Source organism: Pseudomonas sp. MH9.3 (assembly GCF_034354675.1).
In the GTDB taxonomy this organism is placed as follows: domain Bacteria; phylum Pseudomonadota; class Gammaproteobacteria; order Pseudomonadales; family Pseudomonadaceae; genus Aquipseudomonas.
This window is the reverse complement of record NZ_CP133785.1, coordinates 2,259,137-2,275,048: the sequence shown is the minus strand read 5'-3', so window position 1 is coordinate 2,275,048 and position 15,912 is coordinate 2,259,137. Positions and strand designations below refer to the sequence as shown.

General features: G+C 54.2%; 19 protein-coding genes. 6 read left to right on the top strand and 13 right to left on the bottom strand.

Going from position 1 to position 15,912, the window contains the following annotated elements; all coding sequences use genetic code 11:
* Positions 1 to 336: 336 nt before the first annotated feature.
* From RHM60_RS09795 to RHM60_RS09780, 4 genes are all read right to left on the bottom strand, one after another.
* Positions 337 to 1,707, bottom strand: coding sequence for a PIN-like domain-containing protein (locus RHM60_RS09795; RefSeq protein ID WP_322214301.1), 1,371 nt, complete (start codon positions 1,705 to 1,707; stop codon positions 337 to 339).
* Positions 1,708 to 1,821: 114 nt separating this feature from the next.
* Positions 1,822 to 2,088, bottom strand: coding sequence for a DUF6953 family protein (locus tag RHM60_RS09790; protein ID WP_313044577.1), 267 nt, complete (start codon positions 2,086 to 2,088; stop codon positions 1,822 to 1,824).
* Positions 2,088 to 2,282 (bottom strand): YodC family protein, encoded by a 195-nt coding sequence (locus tag RHM60_RS09785; protein ID WP_124420643.1) that lies wholly within the window; start codon positions 2,280 to 2,282, stop codon positions 2,088 to 2,090. The genes RHM60_RS09790 and RHM60_RS09785 overlap by 1 nt, the downstream gene beginning before the upstream one ends.
* 685 nt (positions 2,283 to 2,967) lie before the next feature.
* Positions 2,968 to 4,002, bottom strand: a complete 1,035-nt coding sequence (locus RHM60_RS09780; protein WP_322214300.1) for a DUF4365 domain-containing protein — start codon at positions 4,000 to 4,002, stop codon at positions 2,968 to 2,970.
* A 355-nt stretch (positions 4,003 to 4,357) separates the two neighbouring features.
* Between RHM60_RS09780 and RHM60_RS09775 the strand changes: the two genes are divergently transcribed.
* The gene (locus tag RHM60_RS09775) at positions 4,358 to 4,585 is read left to right on the top strand and encodes a hypothetical protein (protein WP_124420641.1); all 228 of its coding nucleotides are present in this window, start codon (positions 4,358 to 4,360) and stop codon (positions 4,583 to 4,585) included.
* A 93-nt stretch (positions 4,586 to 4,678) separates the two neighbouring features.
* Positions 4,679 to 5,044: a hypothetical protein gene (locus RHM60_RS09770; RefSeq protein ID WP_322214299.1), complete on the top strand. Its 366-nt coding sequence runs from the start codon at positions 4,679 to 4,681 to the stop codon at positions 5,042 to 5,044.
* 105 nt (positions 5,045 to 5,149) lie between these two features.
* Here RHM60_RS09770 and RHM60_RS09765 read toward each other — a convergent pair whose 3' ends face one another.
* From RHM60_RS09765 to RHM60_RS09755, 3 genes are all read right to left on the bottom strand, one after another.
* Positions 5,150 to 6,037: a hypothetical protein gene (locus tag RHM60_RS09765; protein WP_322214298.1), complete on the bottom strand. Its 888-nt coding sequence runs from the start codon at positions 6,035 to 6,037 to the stop codon at positions 5,150 to 5,152.
* A 28-nt stretch (positions 6,038 to 6,065) separates the two neighbouring features.
* On the bottom strand, positions 6,066 to 6,266 hold the full coding sequence (locus RHM60_RS09760) for a helix-turn-helix domain-containing protein (protein WP_017138397.1): 201 nt from the start codon (positions 6,264 to 6,266) through the stop codon (positions 6,066 to 6,068).
* A gap of 154 nt (positions 6,267 to 6,420) precedes the next feature.
* Positions 6,421 to 6,624, bottom strand: coding sequence for a helix-turn-helix domain-containing protein (locus RHM60_RS09755; protein ID WP_058410861.1), 204 nt, complete (start codon positions 6,622 to 6,624; stop codon positions 6,421 to 6,423).
* A gap of 185 nt (positions 6,625 to 6,809) precedes the next feature.
* Here RHM60_RS09755 and RHM60_RS09750 point away from each other — a divergent pair, with 185 nt between their 5' ends.
* The gene (locus tag RHM60_RS09750; protein WP_322214297.1) at positions 6,810 to 7,304 is read left to right on the top strand and encodes a hypothetical protein; all 495 of its coding nucleotides are present in this window, start codon (positions 6,810 to 6,812) and stop codon (positions 7,302 to 7,304) included.
* A 3-nt stretch (positions 7,305 to 7,307) separates the two neighbouring features.
* On the opposite strand, the gene RHM60_RS09745 is transcribed toward RHM60_RS09750, so the two are convergent.
* Complete coding sequence (locus tag RHM60_RS09745; RefSeq protein ID WP_322214296.1) at positions 7,308 to 8,519, bottom strand: site-specific integrase; 1,212 nt, start codon at positions 8,517 to 8,519, stop codon at positions 7,308 to 7,310.
* Between the two features lie 454 nt (positions 8,520 to 8,973).
* On the opposite strand from RHM60_RS09745, the gene RHM60_RS09740 reads away from it, so the two are divergent.
* The gene (locus RHM60_RS09740; protein ID WP_322214295.1) at positions 8,974 to 10,359 is read left to right on the top strand and encodes an MFS transporter; all 1,386 of its coding nucleotides are present in this window, start codon (positions 8,974 to 8,976) and stop codon (positions 10,357 to 10,359) included.
* Between the two features lie 57 nt (positions 10,360 to 10,416).
* Here the strand turns inward: RHM60_RS09740 and RHM60_RS09735 are convergent, their stop codons facing one another.
* The 4 genes from RHM60_RS09735 to flgA form a co-directional block, all read right to left on the bottom strand.
* Entirely contained in the window at positions 10,417 to 11,166 is a 750-nt protein-coding gene (locus RHM60_RS09735) for a flagellar brake protein (protein ID WP_209983992.1), read from the bottom strand.
* 96 nt (positions 11,167 to 11,262) lie between these two features.
* Positions 11,263 to 11,733, bottom strand: coding sequence for a flagella synthesis protein FlgN (locus RHM60_RS09730; protein ID WP_209983990.1), 471 nt, complete (start codon positions 11,731 to 11,733; stop codon positions 11,263 to 11,265).
* A gap of 48 nt (positions 11,734 to 11,781) precedes the next feature.
* Positions 11,782 to 12,108, bottom strand: a complete 327-nt coding sequence (gene flgM, locus RHM60_RS09725) for a flagellar biosynthesis anti-sigma factor FlgM (protein ID WP_003233506.1) — start codon at positions 12,106 to 12,108, stop codon at positions 11,782 to 11,784.
* A 141-nt stretch (positions 12,109 to 12,249) separates the two neighbouring features.
* Entirely contained in the window at positions 12,250 to 13,008 is a 759-nt protein-coding gene (flgA, locus tag RHM60_RS09720) for a flagellar basal body P-ring formation chaperone FlgA (RefSeq protein ID WP_209983988.1), read from the bottom strand.
* A gap of 81 nt (positions 13,009 to 13,089) precedes the next feature.
* Between flgA and RHM60_RS09715 the strand changes: the two genes are divergently transcribed.
* Both RHM60_RS09715 and cheR read left to right on the top strand, forming a co-directional pair.
* Positions 13,090 to 14,022, top strand: coding sequence for a chemotaxis protein CheV (locus tag RHM60_RS09715; RefSeq protein ID WP_057010069.1), 933 nt, complete (start codon positions 13,090 to 13,092; stop codon positions 14,020 to 14,022).
* Between the two features lie 42 nt (positions 14,023 to 14,064).
* Positions 14,065 to 14,892 carry a protein-glutamate O-methyltransferase CheR gene (gene cheR, locus RHM60_RS09710; RefSeq protein WP_209983985.1) on the top strand — a complete coding sequence of 276 codons (828 nt, stop codon included), beginning with the start codon at positions 14,065 to 14,067 and terminating at the stop codon, positions 14,890 to 14,892.
* Positions 14,893 to 14,976: 84 nt separating this feature from the next.
* Here the strand turns inward: cheR and RHM60_RS09705 are convergent, their stop codons facing one another.
* On the bottom strand, positions 14,977 to 15,759 hold the full coding sequence (locus RHM60_RS09705) for a hypothetical protein (protein WP_322214294.1): 783 nt from the start codon (positions 15,757 to 15,759) through the stop codon (positions 14,977 to 14,979).
* Positions 15,760 to 15,912: the final 153 nt, after the last annotated feature.

Genomic DNA, 15,912 nt, shown 5'->3' with positions numbered 1-15,912 from the left:
GGAATTTAAAAGCAGGATTTCCTGCTTTGGAGTGAGGCAAATCTGGCTGATCAGATGCAATTCTGTCCGTGAGACAGATTTAGACGAGGTGGCGCTTCACCACCCCACCGCTTAAAGGTGAGCAAGGAGCACGATTGAGCGAAGGTGTTGCTGTCATCGCAATACCTGCTCCAGCCTGCTGTCAGGAGAAGCGGGAGCCAAGCAGACCAAACGGTCCGAGTCGGCTCCTTTGGTCTGTCTCGCAGTAATCAAAATTGCCACAACTGAGCGCTTGGCCTAGCGCTAGGGACCCCTTGGGCCTGAGGGTTTCTCCACCCTGTGACGTTGTCTGGAATGTTACCAAGTGTTAATCGGCCAGAGTTTTGTGATTGTTGGGAAGTTTCCAGTGGACTCCATTAATGCTGCTTGTATTGATATGTTGTAGTTGTGGTTAAAATTAGTGTGTTTTTTTAGAATTTTTGACAGTGCTGGTAAGTCACTTTCCTTGTTTACTACCCATATGATAGTGAGGTCGTCAAATAGATCTTCATTGAAAAAGCTTTCAGTCTCGCAGATGTCATTAAAGATACGAAGCTCTCTGTCGAGGCGGTCTGGAGTAAATAGAAAAACCTCAAAAGCTAATATTTCTTCTTCATGATGAACTATAAAATCTGGAAAGTTTGCGCGAACGCCCTCAACGTACTGAAAAGTCGTCGACAGCCAATCCTTAATTGCGTACTCGGCATTTGTAGATGTCAAATCCACGTATGAGTCTGTTAAGTGTGTGACCGTATTGCTGATTGAGACTTTTCTTACGTCGTTCATTGCGTCTTCGGAGACGCTTGCCTGCAACGACTCTTTTGCATATTTTAGAAAACCTTCTGGCCTGTACATTAAAAAGGCTTCAAGTTTTCCGATGCGAATGGCTTCATCAATTAACTCGGTTCTAGGTCCAAGGTTGTTGCTTGAGCCTTCCCCATTGAGTTTTTGCCACCAATCTTCTTTGCCATCATCCGTTATAAAGATTAATTTCTTTGAGGTAAGGGTCTGGGCTTTATCTAATGTCTGCGACCAAGCTATATAGTCGCCATATTTACGCTTATAGAAAATCCCCTTGTGCATAAAGTCATCAGGTTTGTTTTTGTCTTTTTCATCATCTTTGTACCCCGGTGGAATCTTAAGTTTATACCTTGTTTCTGCCTCTTTGCTAAGGTCATCAACTTCCTTTTGCAATTTGTGGGCAGAACCTACCTTGCCTGAAAAAAGCTCTTCAATGAGTTTTTTTATAGGGTCATGTTCATTGATTTTTTGTTGGGAAGATTCTAGTGTTTCTAGCTCTTTGGAAAAGTTATTAGTCAGCTCTTCGAAGTCGTTGATCAGTTTTTCAGCATTTATAAGTGTGTGTCTGTTGTGAAGGCCTAGTTTGTAAATATCATCCTTCAGTTTGTTTTTTGTTGTGGTTAGTATCGTCCTCATTTCCTTGAAGCCATTTCCTTGACTTGCAATAACTGAGAGCCGGTTTCTTTGGAATTCTAAAGCTACATGATGTGGTATCCATATACGATCCTCTAAGGTCTTCAGGATATTTAAAAGCTCTCTACGTGTGCTTTCATGATATCGATAAAGATTCAGAAGAACGTTCGTGTCGAATACGAATAATGCACTTTCCCATACGTCCGGATAATTTAGTGATTCTGAATGATCGTATTCTGGAAATAGTGCTTTCATCTGCCCTCCATGCATGTTCTGTTTGTAGCTAATAGGAATGCCGTTAAATGCTGAAGCTTTTCTGCGATATGGGGCCGTCTGTCTCGCCGGAGTCAGAACTATTGGGTTTGCTCTTTAACCCCGTGCGTCTCGCCCCGGCTCATCTTCAGCAACCCTGAAACGCCAGTATCGATCTGGCTTCACCCAGACCACAATATCTGGAGTCAGCTTGCGGAAAGCAGCGAGTACCCCCTTGCCGATGACCTGATTACCATCGGCGTTTGTTGTTAGCAAATCTTCGCGCTTTGCTTTCACCAGGTGATCGACGACATCGTCTTGGTAGAGGCACGCTTCAGTGTGAATTTGAGCTAGCATCCAAACCGCAATCGAGTCAGCGTCCATCAATTCACCTTTTGCTCTATCGTTGTAGCTTCCAAGCTATCTGGAAAAAACTCTCCCTGCTCAAGCTTCTTCCCTGCGAACCATTGGCAAATGAATGCATCGCTAATTTTTCGATATCCCTTCACTGTCATCACAGGGCCGCCCGACTTCAGCTTGACAAAGTCTCCGGTGGCAAACTCATTTCCTTCAGCCATAGCTCTGATCCTTTTTTTGATTTGAGGGACATCCCTTATGCGAAAGTACATTTAATGGCTGCTTGCTTTCAAGTCACTAGGGCTCTCGAATCAGCGCAGGGTAGGCACGGGCTATAGCAACGCGTGAGAGACCAAATCGTCTCAGTGAGACCAAAACGTCACACATTGGGAGATTTCCCTGTAGACGCGTGGTGTTGCGGGACTTTTACTTGGCGGAGGTGGCGCACCAATTTGCGAAATTGGCGGTGTCAGTCGTACCACTCCTGGAAACGAGGCATTCAAAGCTGCCCTCATTGTCTGAAAGGAGAAATCTGTATCGGAATATCTGAAATGTGGCGAACCATTTCGCTTGTTGGATCGCGCTGCATCAGATGCTTGTTGAGTCAGCGTATTACCCTCCATCATCGGTTCTCCAAGTGGGCGGGACTGCCGTGGCACTCGTTCGCATGGCTGATGTTTGTTTTTTGATCGATGGACGCTATGAATTTCTGCTTGTCAACATACGGAACTCGGTTTTTCTACACGTCCGAAATCCGTACTGGCGCTCAGTGATTTTTTTTTGTAGGATCTGTTGGTGGTCGATGCGTGCAAGAGAGAAGAAACCTCGCATGAGGTCCGCCGGCTTGATACTTCTAGTGAGTAGCAATGTGTCTGGATCAGTCTGAGAGCATCGCATCGACCACATTTATTTTTTCGAGCGACCTGGTTGGTAGACCGTATAAAACCATAGCTCTTTGCGCATAATATCTATCTTGGTAATGAGTTGTTCTGGTTGCTCAGGGCTCGTTGACTTACTGGTTTCCTCAGTATATGTAGTCCTTCTTTTTAATATCACCATTACTTCTGAGGATATTCGAGAGGGGCCTTCAACCCATGCTGAAATCCCTAAGTACTCGATAACAGACAGGCTTCCATCGCTGTTTTTCTGCTCTCCTCTTCGTGCTAGTACTCGCCAGTCTTTTATCTCCGCAATTATTTTGGCAGCAATAGGCAGCAGGTCAAAACTTGCTAGGATTCGCGCTATAGGCCTTCCTCTTCGAGTAATATGAGACCAACCAGTTCGATTAATAATTACTGGTCCCAGCGAAGGGTTAGTCGGTAAGCTTGCTCTCCATTTTGTATAGAACCCCCAAGCGTTGAATTTAGCTGACTTGTTCAGCGCTCCCATTTTGTGATATGTCCCTGCTGGAAGTTTTATGACTGGTAATTGTGCCGAGAAAATTTGACGTCTTGCCAGCCGTGCTAGTGGGGATCTGCACTCAAGTGAAGGTTGAAATCGATTGATCTTAGGTATTTTTATTTGAGTTTCTGTGAAGTATGCCTCTTCAGATTTTAAGTTTACCCACCAAGCTTCCGTAGGTACCCCTTGCTGAACTTGTTTGACATAGATCAATATGGAAGGAACAGGAGACAGCTGCCATAGCTCCTTCTTGACTTCAAGGTCTGAAATTTTTGTAACGAAATGATCTTGTGATTCTGTAATTAAAGAGTCTCCTGTTTTTACTTGGATGTGAATCATCCCTCCCGTAAATGAGTGTCTCCATGAGCGTCTATCTTGTGGCCTTTTTTTGTTTATTTGTTTTGTTCTGATGTAAAGATATCCATCGAAGCCGTCGTCATTTTCCTGTGCCATTGCTTGGCAGGTCCACCCCCAAACTGCGGCAACGCTCTGTACAAAATTTGTGCTGAGAACTGAAATTCTATTGGATTCTGATGTCACGGCTTCTTCCTTGTTTTCCTGCGGCGGTTGCTTTCAACTTGCTTTCAGCATTTAGTTTTGCTGCCACTATAATCAGCTATTTTATTCAAAACGGCAGTCATAGGTAAGCTAATTTACTGCTTATCGACCTAGCGGGGAATTGGAGCAGGGGGGGCATTCAAAGCATCGCGCTCTTGCCCTTCGCTGACGCCCTCTTTGCTTTTCCTCCCGGCCTCTCATTCCTTTGGTTGTTCGTTACCGCTCCCCGATAGTCACTGTTGGAGCGGAAGGCGGCTGCAATTATTTTACACTTTTCCATTGCGTAACTGCTAACGATATTGCATTATTGGGGTTGTGACTGCTAACGGATATTTTAATGAAGAACGAGAATTCGAGAGGTCCGCTATCTGCGGCTGATCGTCAGAGGATTTACAAGGATCGTCAGCGCCAAGCGGGATTCAGGCAGACTACTGTATGGATTCACGGCGAAACAGAGGAAGAGGGCCGGCGGGCGGCGCGAGAAGGAGAACCCTTGGCGCCTATGGAGTCGAAAGACCCTTTGAGCTGGGCCGCAGGCTGGATAAGTGAGAAGGGTAAGCAGTAATCGGCGGGATGTTTCGCCGATATTGAAGAGGTGCCAACCCGGTGTGCAACCACCGGGCCGGCTATCACACGACGACGCTTAGAGGCCAACGTCATGCAACTTTACCAAAATATCAGTAACGCCCTGAAAGGCCAAGATAAGCCCGAATTTGAAGTGGAGCGCTCGGCAGATCTTGAGTCAAGCGACTCTAGCGCCTTACACCTGCCCCTCTTCACCGAGAAGCAACGAACCTTAGTGATTGAGCTCGTTCTTGCAGAGCGGCGCCACGCAACCCGGTGGTGGACGCACCTAAGCGAGTTGCGGCGGCATAAGGAGCTCCCTGAGTGGGTAGCGGCGGACATTGGCACTCATGATGAGCATGACCTTCTGCTTGAGAGTAGGAAGGCCGTCAATCAGGCTCTGTTCGGCTCGGATGACCTGGGCGGCGATCAGCAATATCGCGCGGTGGTGCTGGAGTAGGGCTGGCAAACTGCGAAACGTTCGCAGCATCAAGGGCACTACCCCGAAACAGGGTGGTGCCCTTTTTTCATTTGCTGGCGGTTGATGCCTTCTCAGCAAAGCAGATCAGGTCGAGCTGTATGCCTCCAACCACTCATCAACACTCTGGTCCTGTGGTGGCTTAGGGGCAGTCAAATCAGTTATGAAAGCTGTCTTGTTATCGTCCCTTCTTGTTAACTTGTTTTCGTAGTTTGCAACACACGTAGTTGAAATCGGCTGTAACCCACATGATCCGTGGGCTGTAGCCATTTCCTTGTGCCCTGACCTTGTGCCCTCCTTGTGTCCTAGTTGTGCCTCAGTTGTGCCCAAGTTGTGCCCTAGGACTGCCAGGCGCGCTTGGTCTGCAGTGATGGTCACAGGTTGGAGTGACTGCACGCTAAGCCGATCCTTTTTCACCTCGCCAGCCAGCAAGACGCTGGACAGCTTTCCCATGCATTTGTGAAACCGCTGCATCCGCTCGGGCAGTGGTAGACCAGTGCCCTGCCAGAACTTGTAAAACTGGCTTCGCTCGCCGACACGGAACTCACCGGCCGGAAGAGGTGCGCCAGCTTTGCCTCCTACGGTTGTGCGTTTGCGGGTCAGGTCCACATTGAAAATGGCGTAGGCAGTTTCGCCAGTCAGTACCGATGTGAAGCGCAGGGTCACGCCGGCCGATTTGTGCTCCCCGTACCGGCCCGCGCTATAGCCTTCATACCTGAATGCATCGACTCCAATTGCCGCCAGTACCGATCGGCAAATCTCCAGTGCTTTTTGATCCAGCCATTCAGTCGGTACGGGCTTGCCGCTCGCCGGTTGAATGACGAGCTGCCCACGCTCAATGCTAACCGTGTCGCCACGGCTAAGTAGTTTTGTGGCTAGGCATTCCACTGAATCGACCTCAGCGTAATTCGGCTGGATAACCAACGGGCCGAAGCCCACCGGCAGCTCACAGGCAGGCGCAAGAGGTCGCCGCAAAACTGCGGAGACCTCTACGAGCTCTGGATTACGACGCTTCGCGCATCAGGATGTACTTGGCTACGCGGTGAGGTGGCCGGCCTGGCTCGGTGGACTGGTGCGTCCAATAGGTGCGGATCTCATGACCCTTTTTCCTGAGGCGGCGGATGGTGTTGGGGGGCTGGACGATATCCAGGTCCTTGGCGGCTTCGATGGTCGATACTGGCCCGTTCCGCAGGGCCTCCATCATCTTGCAGTCTTGCTCTGTTGAAGAATGACGTGTCATAGTTTGCCCTTCACGTTGGTGCTATCCAGTGTGTTTTCGCTAAGGCGGTGTTCGAGCACCGCCTTGGCAATCTCTCGTGCAACCCTGCGCAATCCCAACTCCTTAGTCTTTTCGTACTTCACCGTGCGCCGACCTTTGCTGCGCGCTCGATAAAAGCCTTCAGCTCGGATGCCAGTGCCAGGCGCCGACGCCCGATTTTGAAAGTCTTGATTTCACCTTGAGCGATCAGCTCGTAGGTGGCCGAGCGCGAGATCCCCAGAATGCGGGCAGATTCTTCGACGCTCACCGACAGCGGCGCCATTTGTTGCTGTGCTTGTTCCATGGTGGTCTCCCAAAAAACGAAGCCAAAGAGGCGTCGTGTTTCGCTAGCGTACATCGCATAAAACTATTTTTGCAAGCAAAAGCTAAATAGACTCGTACTCGCATGGATTGACAGGGGTTTGCGCGTCGCGCAAGCTGTGACAATCAGGTCAGTTAGGCTGACCTCATCAGAGCAGATGGAAATGTATGGCCACTAAGACAAGTAAGCGGACTGGCGAATCGAGCACCACGGTAGCCGTGGGGATTAGGATTGACCCTAAAATTAAGTTCGCGCTGGATATCATGGGGCGCCTACAGAAGCGCTCGCTTACTGCGGTGATTGAGTGGGCAATATCGAACGCTATTGCTCAGCAGAGTTTGGATTTCGACGGTAATACTCTGTCCTCTGTTCTCGATAAGGTCTGGTCTACCGACGAGTCTGCAAGGCTGGTAATGCTCGCTCACCACCTACCTGAGGCTCTCACTTATGACGAGCTCAGGATTTGGGAAACAATTAAGGCCTCAGATTATTTCTGGCATACCTACCCGGACGGTTCTTTTGGAGATGACTTCAACCGATTGGTCTTATCCCGTGTCAGGGGGGCCTGGAAAGAGACTTTGGATCATGTGGAAAAACATAAATCATCTCCAACAATAGTTGCGATGACGCCCGATGACATCATCGCTGATATTGAGTTCTAGAGTCTAAATGAGCTCCACCGCCGCCGCCTTGGTCCCTGGCGCCAAGTGCGCGTAGCGCAGCGTCATTTTGATATCGGCGTGCCCCAGCAGATCGCGTACCGTGTTGAGTGGTACGCCAGCCATTACCAGGCGTGAAGCGAAGTCGTGGCGCATATCGTGCCAGCGGAACCCGTCGATCTGCGCCCGCTCAAGCAATTTGAGCCAGGCGCTTTTGACGTCCTCAAAGCGACCGCCGCCCTGACCTGGGAAGACATACGGCGACTTGCTCACCTGCTTCTTCCAGGCTTCCAGCACACCAATGGTCTCCTTGTTCATCGGGATGTGGCGCGTATCGCTTGTCTTGGTGGTGGCCCCGGCGACTGTGATTGTCTTCGTGTCGAAGTTCACCGCTGACCATTTCAGGTCGAACAGCTCTCCGCGCCTCATGCCGGTATTCAACGATACCAACACCATTGGCTTCAGGTGATCGGTGAAGGGCAGTTGCAGAAGGCTTGGCAACAGCTCTCTGTAACGGTCTGTTCGCCAGGTATTTGCACTCTCACGCTCGGCCCTCATTTCATCCTGTCGAGCGTCCAGGGCATCGCGTAGACGCTTGGTCTCGTCAGCAGCCAGGTAGCGAATCACTCCCTTTGAATCGACTTTGAGCTGTTTCAGCTTGGCCAGCGGATGTGTATCGATGTACTCCCACTCAACGGCTCGACTGAATACCCCGCTGATTGAACCCATCTTGCGGTTCACCGTTGAAGGCTTGTTGCCGGCCTGCATCCATCCTGTGCGGATCTGCTCCAGGTCCCGCCCGGTTATCGCGTCCAAGCGCTGGGGCATGATTGGGTCGAAGTTATTGCTGAGGGTGTGCTGCGTCTTCTCATGGCCTTTGTGATGAGCTTTGAACCACGGCATATAGGTGTCGTCGATGAAATCGCGCAGCGAGGGCAGGGCTGACCCCTTGCGCCCCTGGGCGATGGCCAGGGGCTCGCCGTGGGCGTGCGCATCGGCTAAGTACTGGGCGGCCTCGGTTCGGGCTTGGTCAAGGGTAAGCACGCCGACACGCCCGAGGGTGGCGTTCTTGTTTCGGCCCCAAGTGACCATGTAGGACTTGTGACCGCTGGGCAGTACGCGAATAAAGAAACCGGGTTGCACGGTGTCATGCACGCGGTATGCTTTCGCCTCGGCGGCTAGGCTGCCAATAAGCTTCTGAGTGATTTTGGTTTTCAAGGGTTCGACCGTGACAGCAGGGTGGCAGCAAAAAGCACTATACCGCTCGATGTTCACGGACTCAATGGGACTAAAAGGCCCAATAATACTGGGCTTGTGGCTGTACCCATTGGGTCTAAATTGGCCCTCCTAAGGGGAAGGTTGGCCGTTCGAACCGGCCCTGGGACACCAGATTCAAAGCCCCGCGCAGCTCATTTGGCTGGCGGGGCTTTTTTGTGCGCGCTCGGCGCGGATCCAGTCGAACCTTGGCACTGATCCGGGTTCACAGCAGGGGCATCCTGTATTTCTCTTAAAGGTGTACCTTCCATGCGCTCGCGCGGCGTCTGAGCTGTAGTTAATCATGTTGAACACATTAATCTCCGCAAACAGCGCGTATCGCCTGTCCGGATTCGGCGACGCGGGACTATCATTCCGCTAGCCCTGACCCTACTGCAAGGAGCCGCTCGGAACGCCGATGCGCCAAATCTGGAAATCTTTTCGAGCCCTTTATTTCGCCTCTTTGATGATGCTGATCGGCTCAGGCCTGCTCAGTACTTACCTGGCACTGCGCCTCGCGGCCGACCATGTCGACAGCCTGTGGGTGGGCGCCTTGATGGCGGCCAACTATTTCGGCCTGGTGCTGGGTGGCAAGATCGGGCACCGCCTGATTGCGCGCGTCGGGCATATTCGTGCCTACGCCACCTGTGCCGGCATCGTCGGTGCGGCTGTGCTGGGCCATGGCCTGATCAACTGGTTGCCGGCCTGGATCGTGCTGCGGGTCATTGTGGGCCTGGGCATGATGTGCCAATACATGGTCATCGAGAGCTGGCTCAATGAACAGGCTGAGGCCAAACAGCGTGGCTTGGTGTTCAGTGGTTATATGATCGCGTCCTACCTGGGGCTGGTACTGGGTCAGTTGATTCTGGTGATGCATCCCGCGCTCGGTCTGGAACTGCTGATGCTGGTGGCTTTGTGCTTTGCCCTGTGCCTGGTGCCGGTGGCCATGACGCGCCGCATTCATCCGGCACCCCTGCACCCGGCACCGATGGAGCCGCGCTTCTTTATAAAGCGCGTGCCACAGTCACTGAGCACAGTGCTGGGGGCCGGGTTGATCGTCGGTTCGTTCTACGGCTTGGCGCCGCTATATGCATCTCAGCAGGGGCTGACCACCGAGCAGGTCGGCCTGTTCATGGGCTCGTGCATTTTCGCCGGGTTGTTGGTGCAGTGGCCGTTGGGCTGGTTGTCGGATCGCTATGACCGCGCGCTGCTGATCCGCTGTTTCGCCTTGTGCCTGGCGGTGGCGGCATTGCCGCTGGCGATCATGACCAGGGTGCCTCTGGAAGTGTTGTTCGTTGCTGGCTTTTTCTGTTCGCTGGTGCAGTTCTGCCTGTATCCGCTGGCCGTGGCGTTTTCCAATGATCATGTCGAGGGTGATCGTCGTGTGTCGCTGACGGCCATGCTACTGGTGACCTACGGCGTCGGTGCCAGCATCGGGCCGCTGTTGGCCGGTGTGGTCATGAAGATGTTTGGCAGCCACATGCTGTATGCGTTTTTCAGCCTGTGTGCCCTGGTCCTCGTATGGCGTATCCGGCCGAAGGCGGTGACCAACCTGCATCAGGTGGACGATGCGCCGCTGCACCACGTAGCGATGCCCGACAGCATGTCCAGCTCGCCACTGGTGGCTGCGCTGGATCCGCGCGTGGACGAGGCGGTGGTGCAGGAACAGATGCAGACGCCGGTTGCAGATACTGAGCCTGAGCCCGAGTCGCCGTCACCGGTTGACGAGCCAGGCGCTGAGGAACCCGCGGAACCAGTGGACCCGGACGAACACCCTCATGACCTGAGCAGGGCGCGCCCCTGAAAACAAAAACGGGCAGATCCCATCAGGATCTGCCCGTTTTTTGTCGTGATTCGCTTGTCAGAAATCGTCGTCCTTGTCGAACCGACGTGCTTCACGTTGCAGCTGGTACACAAACCGTTCGACCTGACGCTGCACCAGCCCGCTCATGTTATGAAAGCGCACGCCGGCGAAGGTGGTATTGATACGATCTTCGAAATGCAGGTGACGCAACTCGACGGAGGTAGTCATGCTGCCAAAGGGCAGGGCGGCGATAAACCGGTCGTACACCTGGCCCAGTTGCAAACGCTCGGAGATGTCGCCTTCAAAGCGCAGTTTGCAGCCGGTAGCGGAGATATCCAGCAGTTTTCCGTTGACCGGAAATTTGAGCCTTTCGCCACCCAGCTCGATGTTCACCAGTTGCGCCAGCTTCAGCGCGGCGCGGAAGGCGTTGCGGCGCTGATGATAAACCACCTCGTCCGGCATGCTGCCAGTATAGATACGGTGGCCGTCTTTCTCGCTGATTGTGAGGGTGCCCTTGCTTTCCCAAGCGACACGCACGCCATCGTGGAAGCCCTCGATGCGAAAGGGTTCGCCGCTTTCAAGGTGGCGCTCGCCGTCACGCGGGATCATTTCGTCCATGACCAGAATTTTGCCGTCGCGGTCCACGTCCACCAGGTAGCTCTGGAAGCGCTGGCTGCGTTCGTGGAAGGTGATGATCAGCGGGTCATGACTTTCTTGCAGCATCCGCAACGTGCTGGCGATTTCCAGAGGCGTGGTGAGCACCTTGGGTGGCTGCGGGGCATCTTCCGCATTAAGGGCGTTGAACACGGTTCTTCCATCTCCAGACAATATACGACTACTCGCAAGAACCGGCATTTTGCCAGTATGTGGCGCGCCTTGGATAGGCCGCGCTGCAAACCAGCGTCAGGCTTGGCTACGGGTACTGGGTTTGACCAGGCGGGAGGTGGAACCCTGAGCGTTGTACAGCGCAGGTGGCTCACCGCCATGAAGTATGCGCAACTGGTTGGCGGTCGTAGCTTGCTGCAGCTGGATCGACTGGCCGTTGAGGAGGTTGGCTTCCTGGCACTGGGTGAGCAATTGATTGAGCGCTTTGCTCTGCTCCAGCAGTTGATCACCGACCGAGGAATGGCTGGCCAACTGGGCGAGACCGTCGTGGTCGGCCGGCAGGCCGAGGCTGGTGAGAATCTGGCTGCGCTTCTTGCCGTGCTGTTCGAGCAGGACAATCAACGATTGTTTGCGCGCCAGGATTTCTTCGAGCAAGGGCATGTCCCGACCGTAGAGGGCCAGGGATTCTTCTTTGAGCAGCTCGAGCAATTGTTGCGTCGGCGCCAGATCATCGATGATCAGTTCAAGCAAGGTTTCGTCGTGGTGCATGGCAGGCCTTGGGGTTTAAGCGTCCAAAAGCCCGGCGCAGGCCAGTGCCTAGCGCTCGGCTTCGAAATTAAGCAGCTTGCTGGCTACGCGGTTGCTGTCGACTTTATAGCTGCCATCGGCGATCGCCTGTTTCAATTCGGCCACGCGGGCCTTGTTGACAACCGGTTGGTCGCGCAGCGAGTCAGTGACCTTCTGCAACTGCTGAGCCTCATTGCTCAAGTGTACGGATTCCCCGCTCTGGCTGGCGCTGGCCTGTTCCGTCTTCGCGGCAGGCGCTGGCTGGGCCTTGGCTTCTGCGCTTTCCTTGGTGCCGCTGGTGCGCGTAGTACCTGGCAACGCCGGGGAGTTATTTAAACGGCTGAAATCGATGACCATGATAAAAAACCTCTGGGTATTTGGACGCTTGCCATGTTTTCGGCCATACCCAAACAAACTTTAGGCTCGATTGACAATAAAACTGCGCGCGCAGGCGTCTGGCCCACAGTGTAGGAAAACCCGGCGTCCTGTACCAGTGTTCTATAAAGCCACCTCCACTTGCCCGGGCGCCGTTACGCGCGCCTTGATCACACGGTTGGAGTTGAGGTTCTTCACCCGAATCTGTTCACTCATACCGCCGTTGGACAGCGCTTCCCCCGGCATTCTTACGTTCAGCCCGCCGCTGCTGGCGGAGATCACTACCTGATCGCCCTTGCGGATGACCTCGGCCTGCTCCAGATGCACCAGGGTTATCACCTGGTCGGTGACCACCGGTCGGGTAAGTTTCTGCCCGATGGCCTGGTCGACCGAGGTCAGATAGCCCTGGCTGATCTGACTGATGTCGCGTTCACGCATCACCACATCCTCGAAACCAATAATGCCGGTGCGTTTCAGCGGCCGCGCCACGACTACCACTTCGCGGAACAATTTGACCTGCGCCGGCACAAACACGGTCCAGGGCGACGCGCCTTCGCAACGTACTTTTACCGTTACACGCCCGATTGGCTGGGCCGGACTTTCCAGGCTGGCTGTCAATTCCTTGTCGCACATCGGCATACGCAGACGCGGGTCGAGCTGCTTGACCTCGATCTCATAACGGCCGGGCGTCTGTGTGCTCGCCAGATAATCTTCTACAGTGAACTCAAGAAAGCCCTGAGTGACGCCGATAAGGAGATCAGGCAGGGTGACGTTGTCGGCGCGAGCCGCTGCGCCTGAGCCCAAGGCAAGCAATGCCAGCGTGACGCAAAGCAATCTGCGGTACGTTGGAAGGCGTCGGGAAACTGTCGTTTTAAGGTCCATGACCAATAAATAGCAAAGCTCGTGCCGTTTAGAGTGGAGTGCGCGTCGCACCCCCAAAGGTTTTAGCGTAGGAGTCTGGGCATGGCAGGTGTAATGGATTCAGTAAACCAGCGCACACAGCTGGTAGGGCAGAATCGCCTCGAGTTGCTGCTGTTTCGTCTGGACGGCAAGCAGCTGTATGGCATCAACGTGTTTAAAGTGCGAGAAGTGCTGCAGTGCCCCAAGCTGACGATCATGCCCAAGTCCAGCCCGGTGGTGTGTGGCGTGGCCAACATCCGGGGCGCGACCATTCCGATTCTTGACCTGGCATTGGCCACCAGCGCCGCCGGGTTGCAGGACCGCCAGAACCCGTTCGTGATCATCACCGAGTACAACACCAAGACTCAGGGTTTCCTGGTGCGCTCGGTGGAGCGCATCGTCAACATGAACTGGGAAGAGATCCATCCGCCGCCCAAGGGCACCGGTCGCGATCACTACCTCACGGCAGTGACGCGGGTCGATAACCAGTTGGTGGAAATCATCGACGTGGAGAAGATCCTCGCCGAAGTGGCACCGACCTCGGAAACCATCTCGGTGGGCGTGGTGGATGCCGACACGGCGCACAAGGCGATTTCGTTGCGCGTGCTGACCGTGGATGACTCTTCCGTGGCGCGCAAGCAGGTGACCCGTTGCCTGCAGACCGTCGGCGTGGAAGTGGTGGCCCTCAATGATGGTCGCCAGGCCCTGGACTACCTGCGCAAGCTGGTGGACGAGGGCAAGAAGCCGGAAGAAGAGTTTCTGATGATGATTTCCGACATCGAGATGCCGGAAATGGACGGCTATACCCTGACGGCCGAGATACGCAACGATCCACGCATGCAAAAACTGCATATCATCCTGCATACTTCGTTGTCGGGTGTTTTCAATCAGGCCATGGTCAAGAAAGTCGGTGCCGATGACTTCCTCGCCAAATTCCGCCCTGATGACCTCGCATCCCGGGTAGTCGACCGGATCAAGGCAGCAGATCACGGCTAGGGGATTTCCCCTGGCGGTCACACGATTTAAGAGGCGGTATCTTTGTCTACGGGTAATTTGGATTTCGAACAGTTCCGGGTCTTCCTGGAAAAGGCCTGTGGCATATTGCTCGGTGAAAACAAGCAATATCTGGTATCCAGCCGCCTCAACAAGTTGATGGAGCTGCAGGGTATCAAGTCGCTGGGCGAGTTGGTGCAGCGCATCCAGGGCCAACCGCGCAGCGGGCTCAAGGAAATGGTGGTCGATGCCATGACCACCAACGAAACCCTGTGGTTTCGCGATACCTACCCGTTCGAGGTACTCAAGAACAAAGTACTGCCGGAGGCCATCAAGGCCAGCCCGGGTCAGCGTCTGCGTATCTGGTCGGCCGCCTGCTCGTCGGGGCAGGAGCCCTACTCGATCTCGATGGCCATCGATGAGTTCGAAAGAACCAATATCGGCCAGTTGAAAGCCGGTGCGCAGATCGTCGCCACCGACCTGTCCGGCACCATGCTCAACAACTGCAAGACCGGTGAGTACGACAGTCTGGCCCTGGGCCGGGGCCTGTCGCCGGAGCGGCTGCAGCGTTTCTTCGACCCCAAGGGCGCGGGACGCTGGGCGGTCAAGGCGCCGATCAAGAGCCGAGTGGAGTTTCGCTCGTTCAACCTGCTCGACAGCTACGCCAGCCTGGGCAAGTTCGACATGGTGTTTTGCCGCAACGTGCTGATCTACTTCTCGGCCGAGGTAAAGAAAGACATTCTGTTGCGCATCCACGGCACCCTCAAGCGCGGCGGCTATCTGTTCCTCGGTGCTTCGGAGGCACTCAACGGTCTGCCGGATCATTACCAGATGGTGCAATGCAGTCCCGGGATTATTTACCAGGCCAAGTGATGTTCACTTGAAAAAACGGGAGGCTCTGCAAAGGCCTCCCGTTTTTTATGCGCGCAGCAAACGAGACCCTTCAGCCAACCGTACTCAGGGCCTGAGCGTCATGCGGATATTGCTCAGGGACAGGCGATGAGCCCCCCTGGGCACCGTCTGGTTGAAAATGCCCAGCCGCACGCTGGTCGTCGCGGTGGCGGTGAATGACCCGGTTCCGGTCTGTGGTTGGGCCTGGGTAATGTTTTTTACGTCAGTGCCAATCCGGCTGCCGTTCATCGTCATGCACAAGGCCGAGCCATCGCTGACAGCAGAGCCGCCAATGACCTCGAAGCTGAAATCGTAAGTGCGCCCCGCAGTCACCGGTACTGCACGCGTGATGATGTGAGCGCTGACCGGCTGGCTGATGAGCAGGTCCACCACCACGCTGCTGTTAATAACGTGCAGTAATCCGCCCACGTAGGGCCCCTGGGGTACCCAGCCTTGAAGCGTGTTATCGCTGAAATCCCATACGGTGGCAGGAGGCGGCACGATGATGGGCAGGGGATTGATAAATACTCGCGCGGTTGGCGCAGCCGAGAGCAGCCTTGCGCGGTTGATGGACAGCAGCAGATGCACGAGGGTGCCTGCGCTGACTTCTACAAAACTTTTAGGGATCAGAAATTCGAGTTTGGGCGCGCTTTGGGCAATCTGAAAGCTCTGGTTGAACTCGCCACCACGCACAGTACTGCTCAGGGTCAGAAAGACCCTGTCGTCCTTTTCAACCGGGAAATCGGCAGTCAGTCCAGCGGAATGACCGGTAATAAGTTGGGTGTTCAGCTCCGCAGGGGTGGGTGCTGAGTTTTGCTCGTTGAATCTTGGCAGCGGGATAATCAACATTTCAAACCTCTGCGGCACACATTAAGGGGGTCGCCGAATAAGGCCTCCAGGCGACAGATACCGCAACTGTCAGAAATGACAGTCAAGACCAACGGTGGTGTCTTCCTGCCCACTCAGTGAGGGTATTGACGGGTGGCCGTCCCTGCGTAAAGC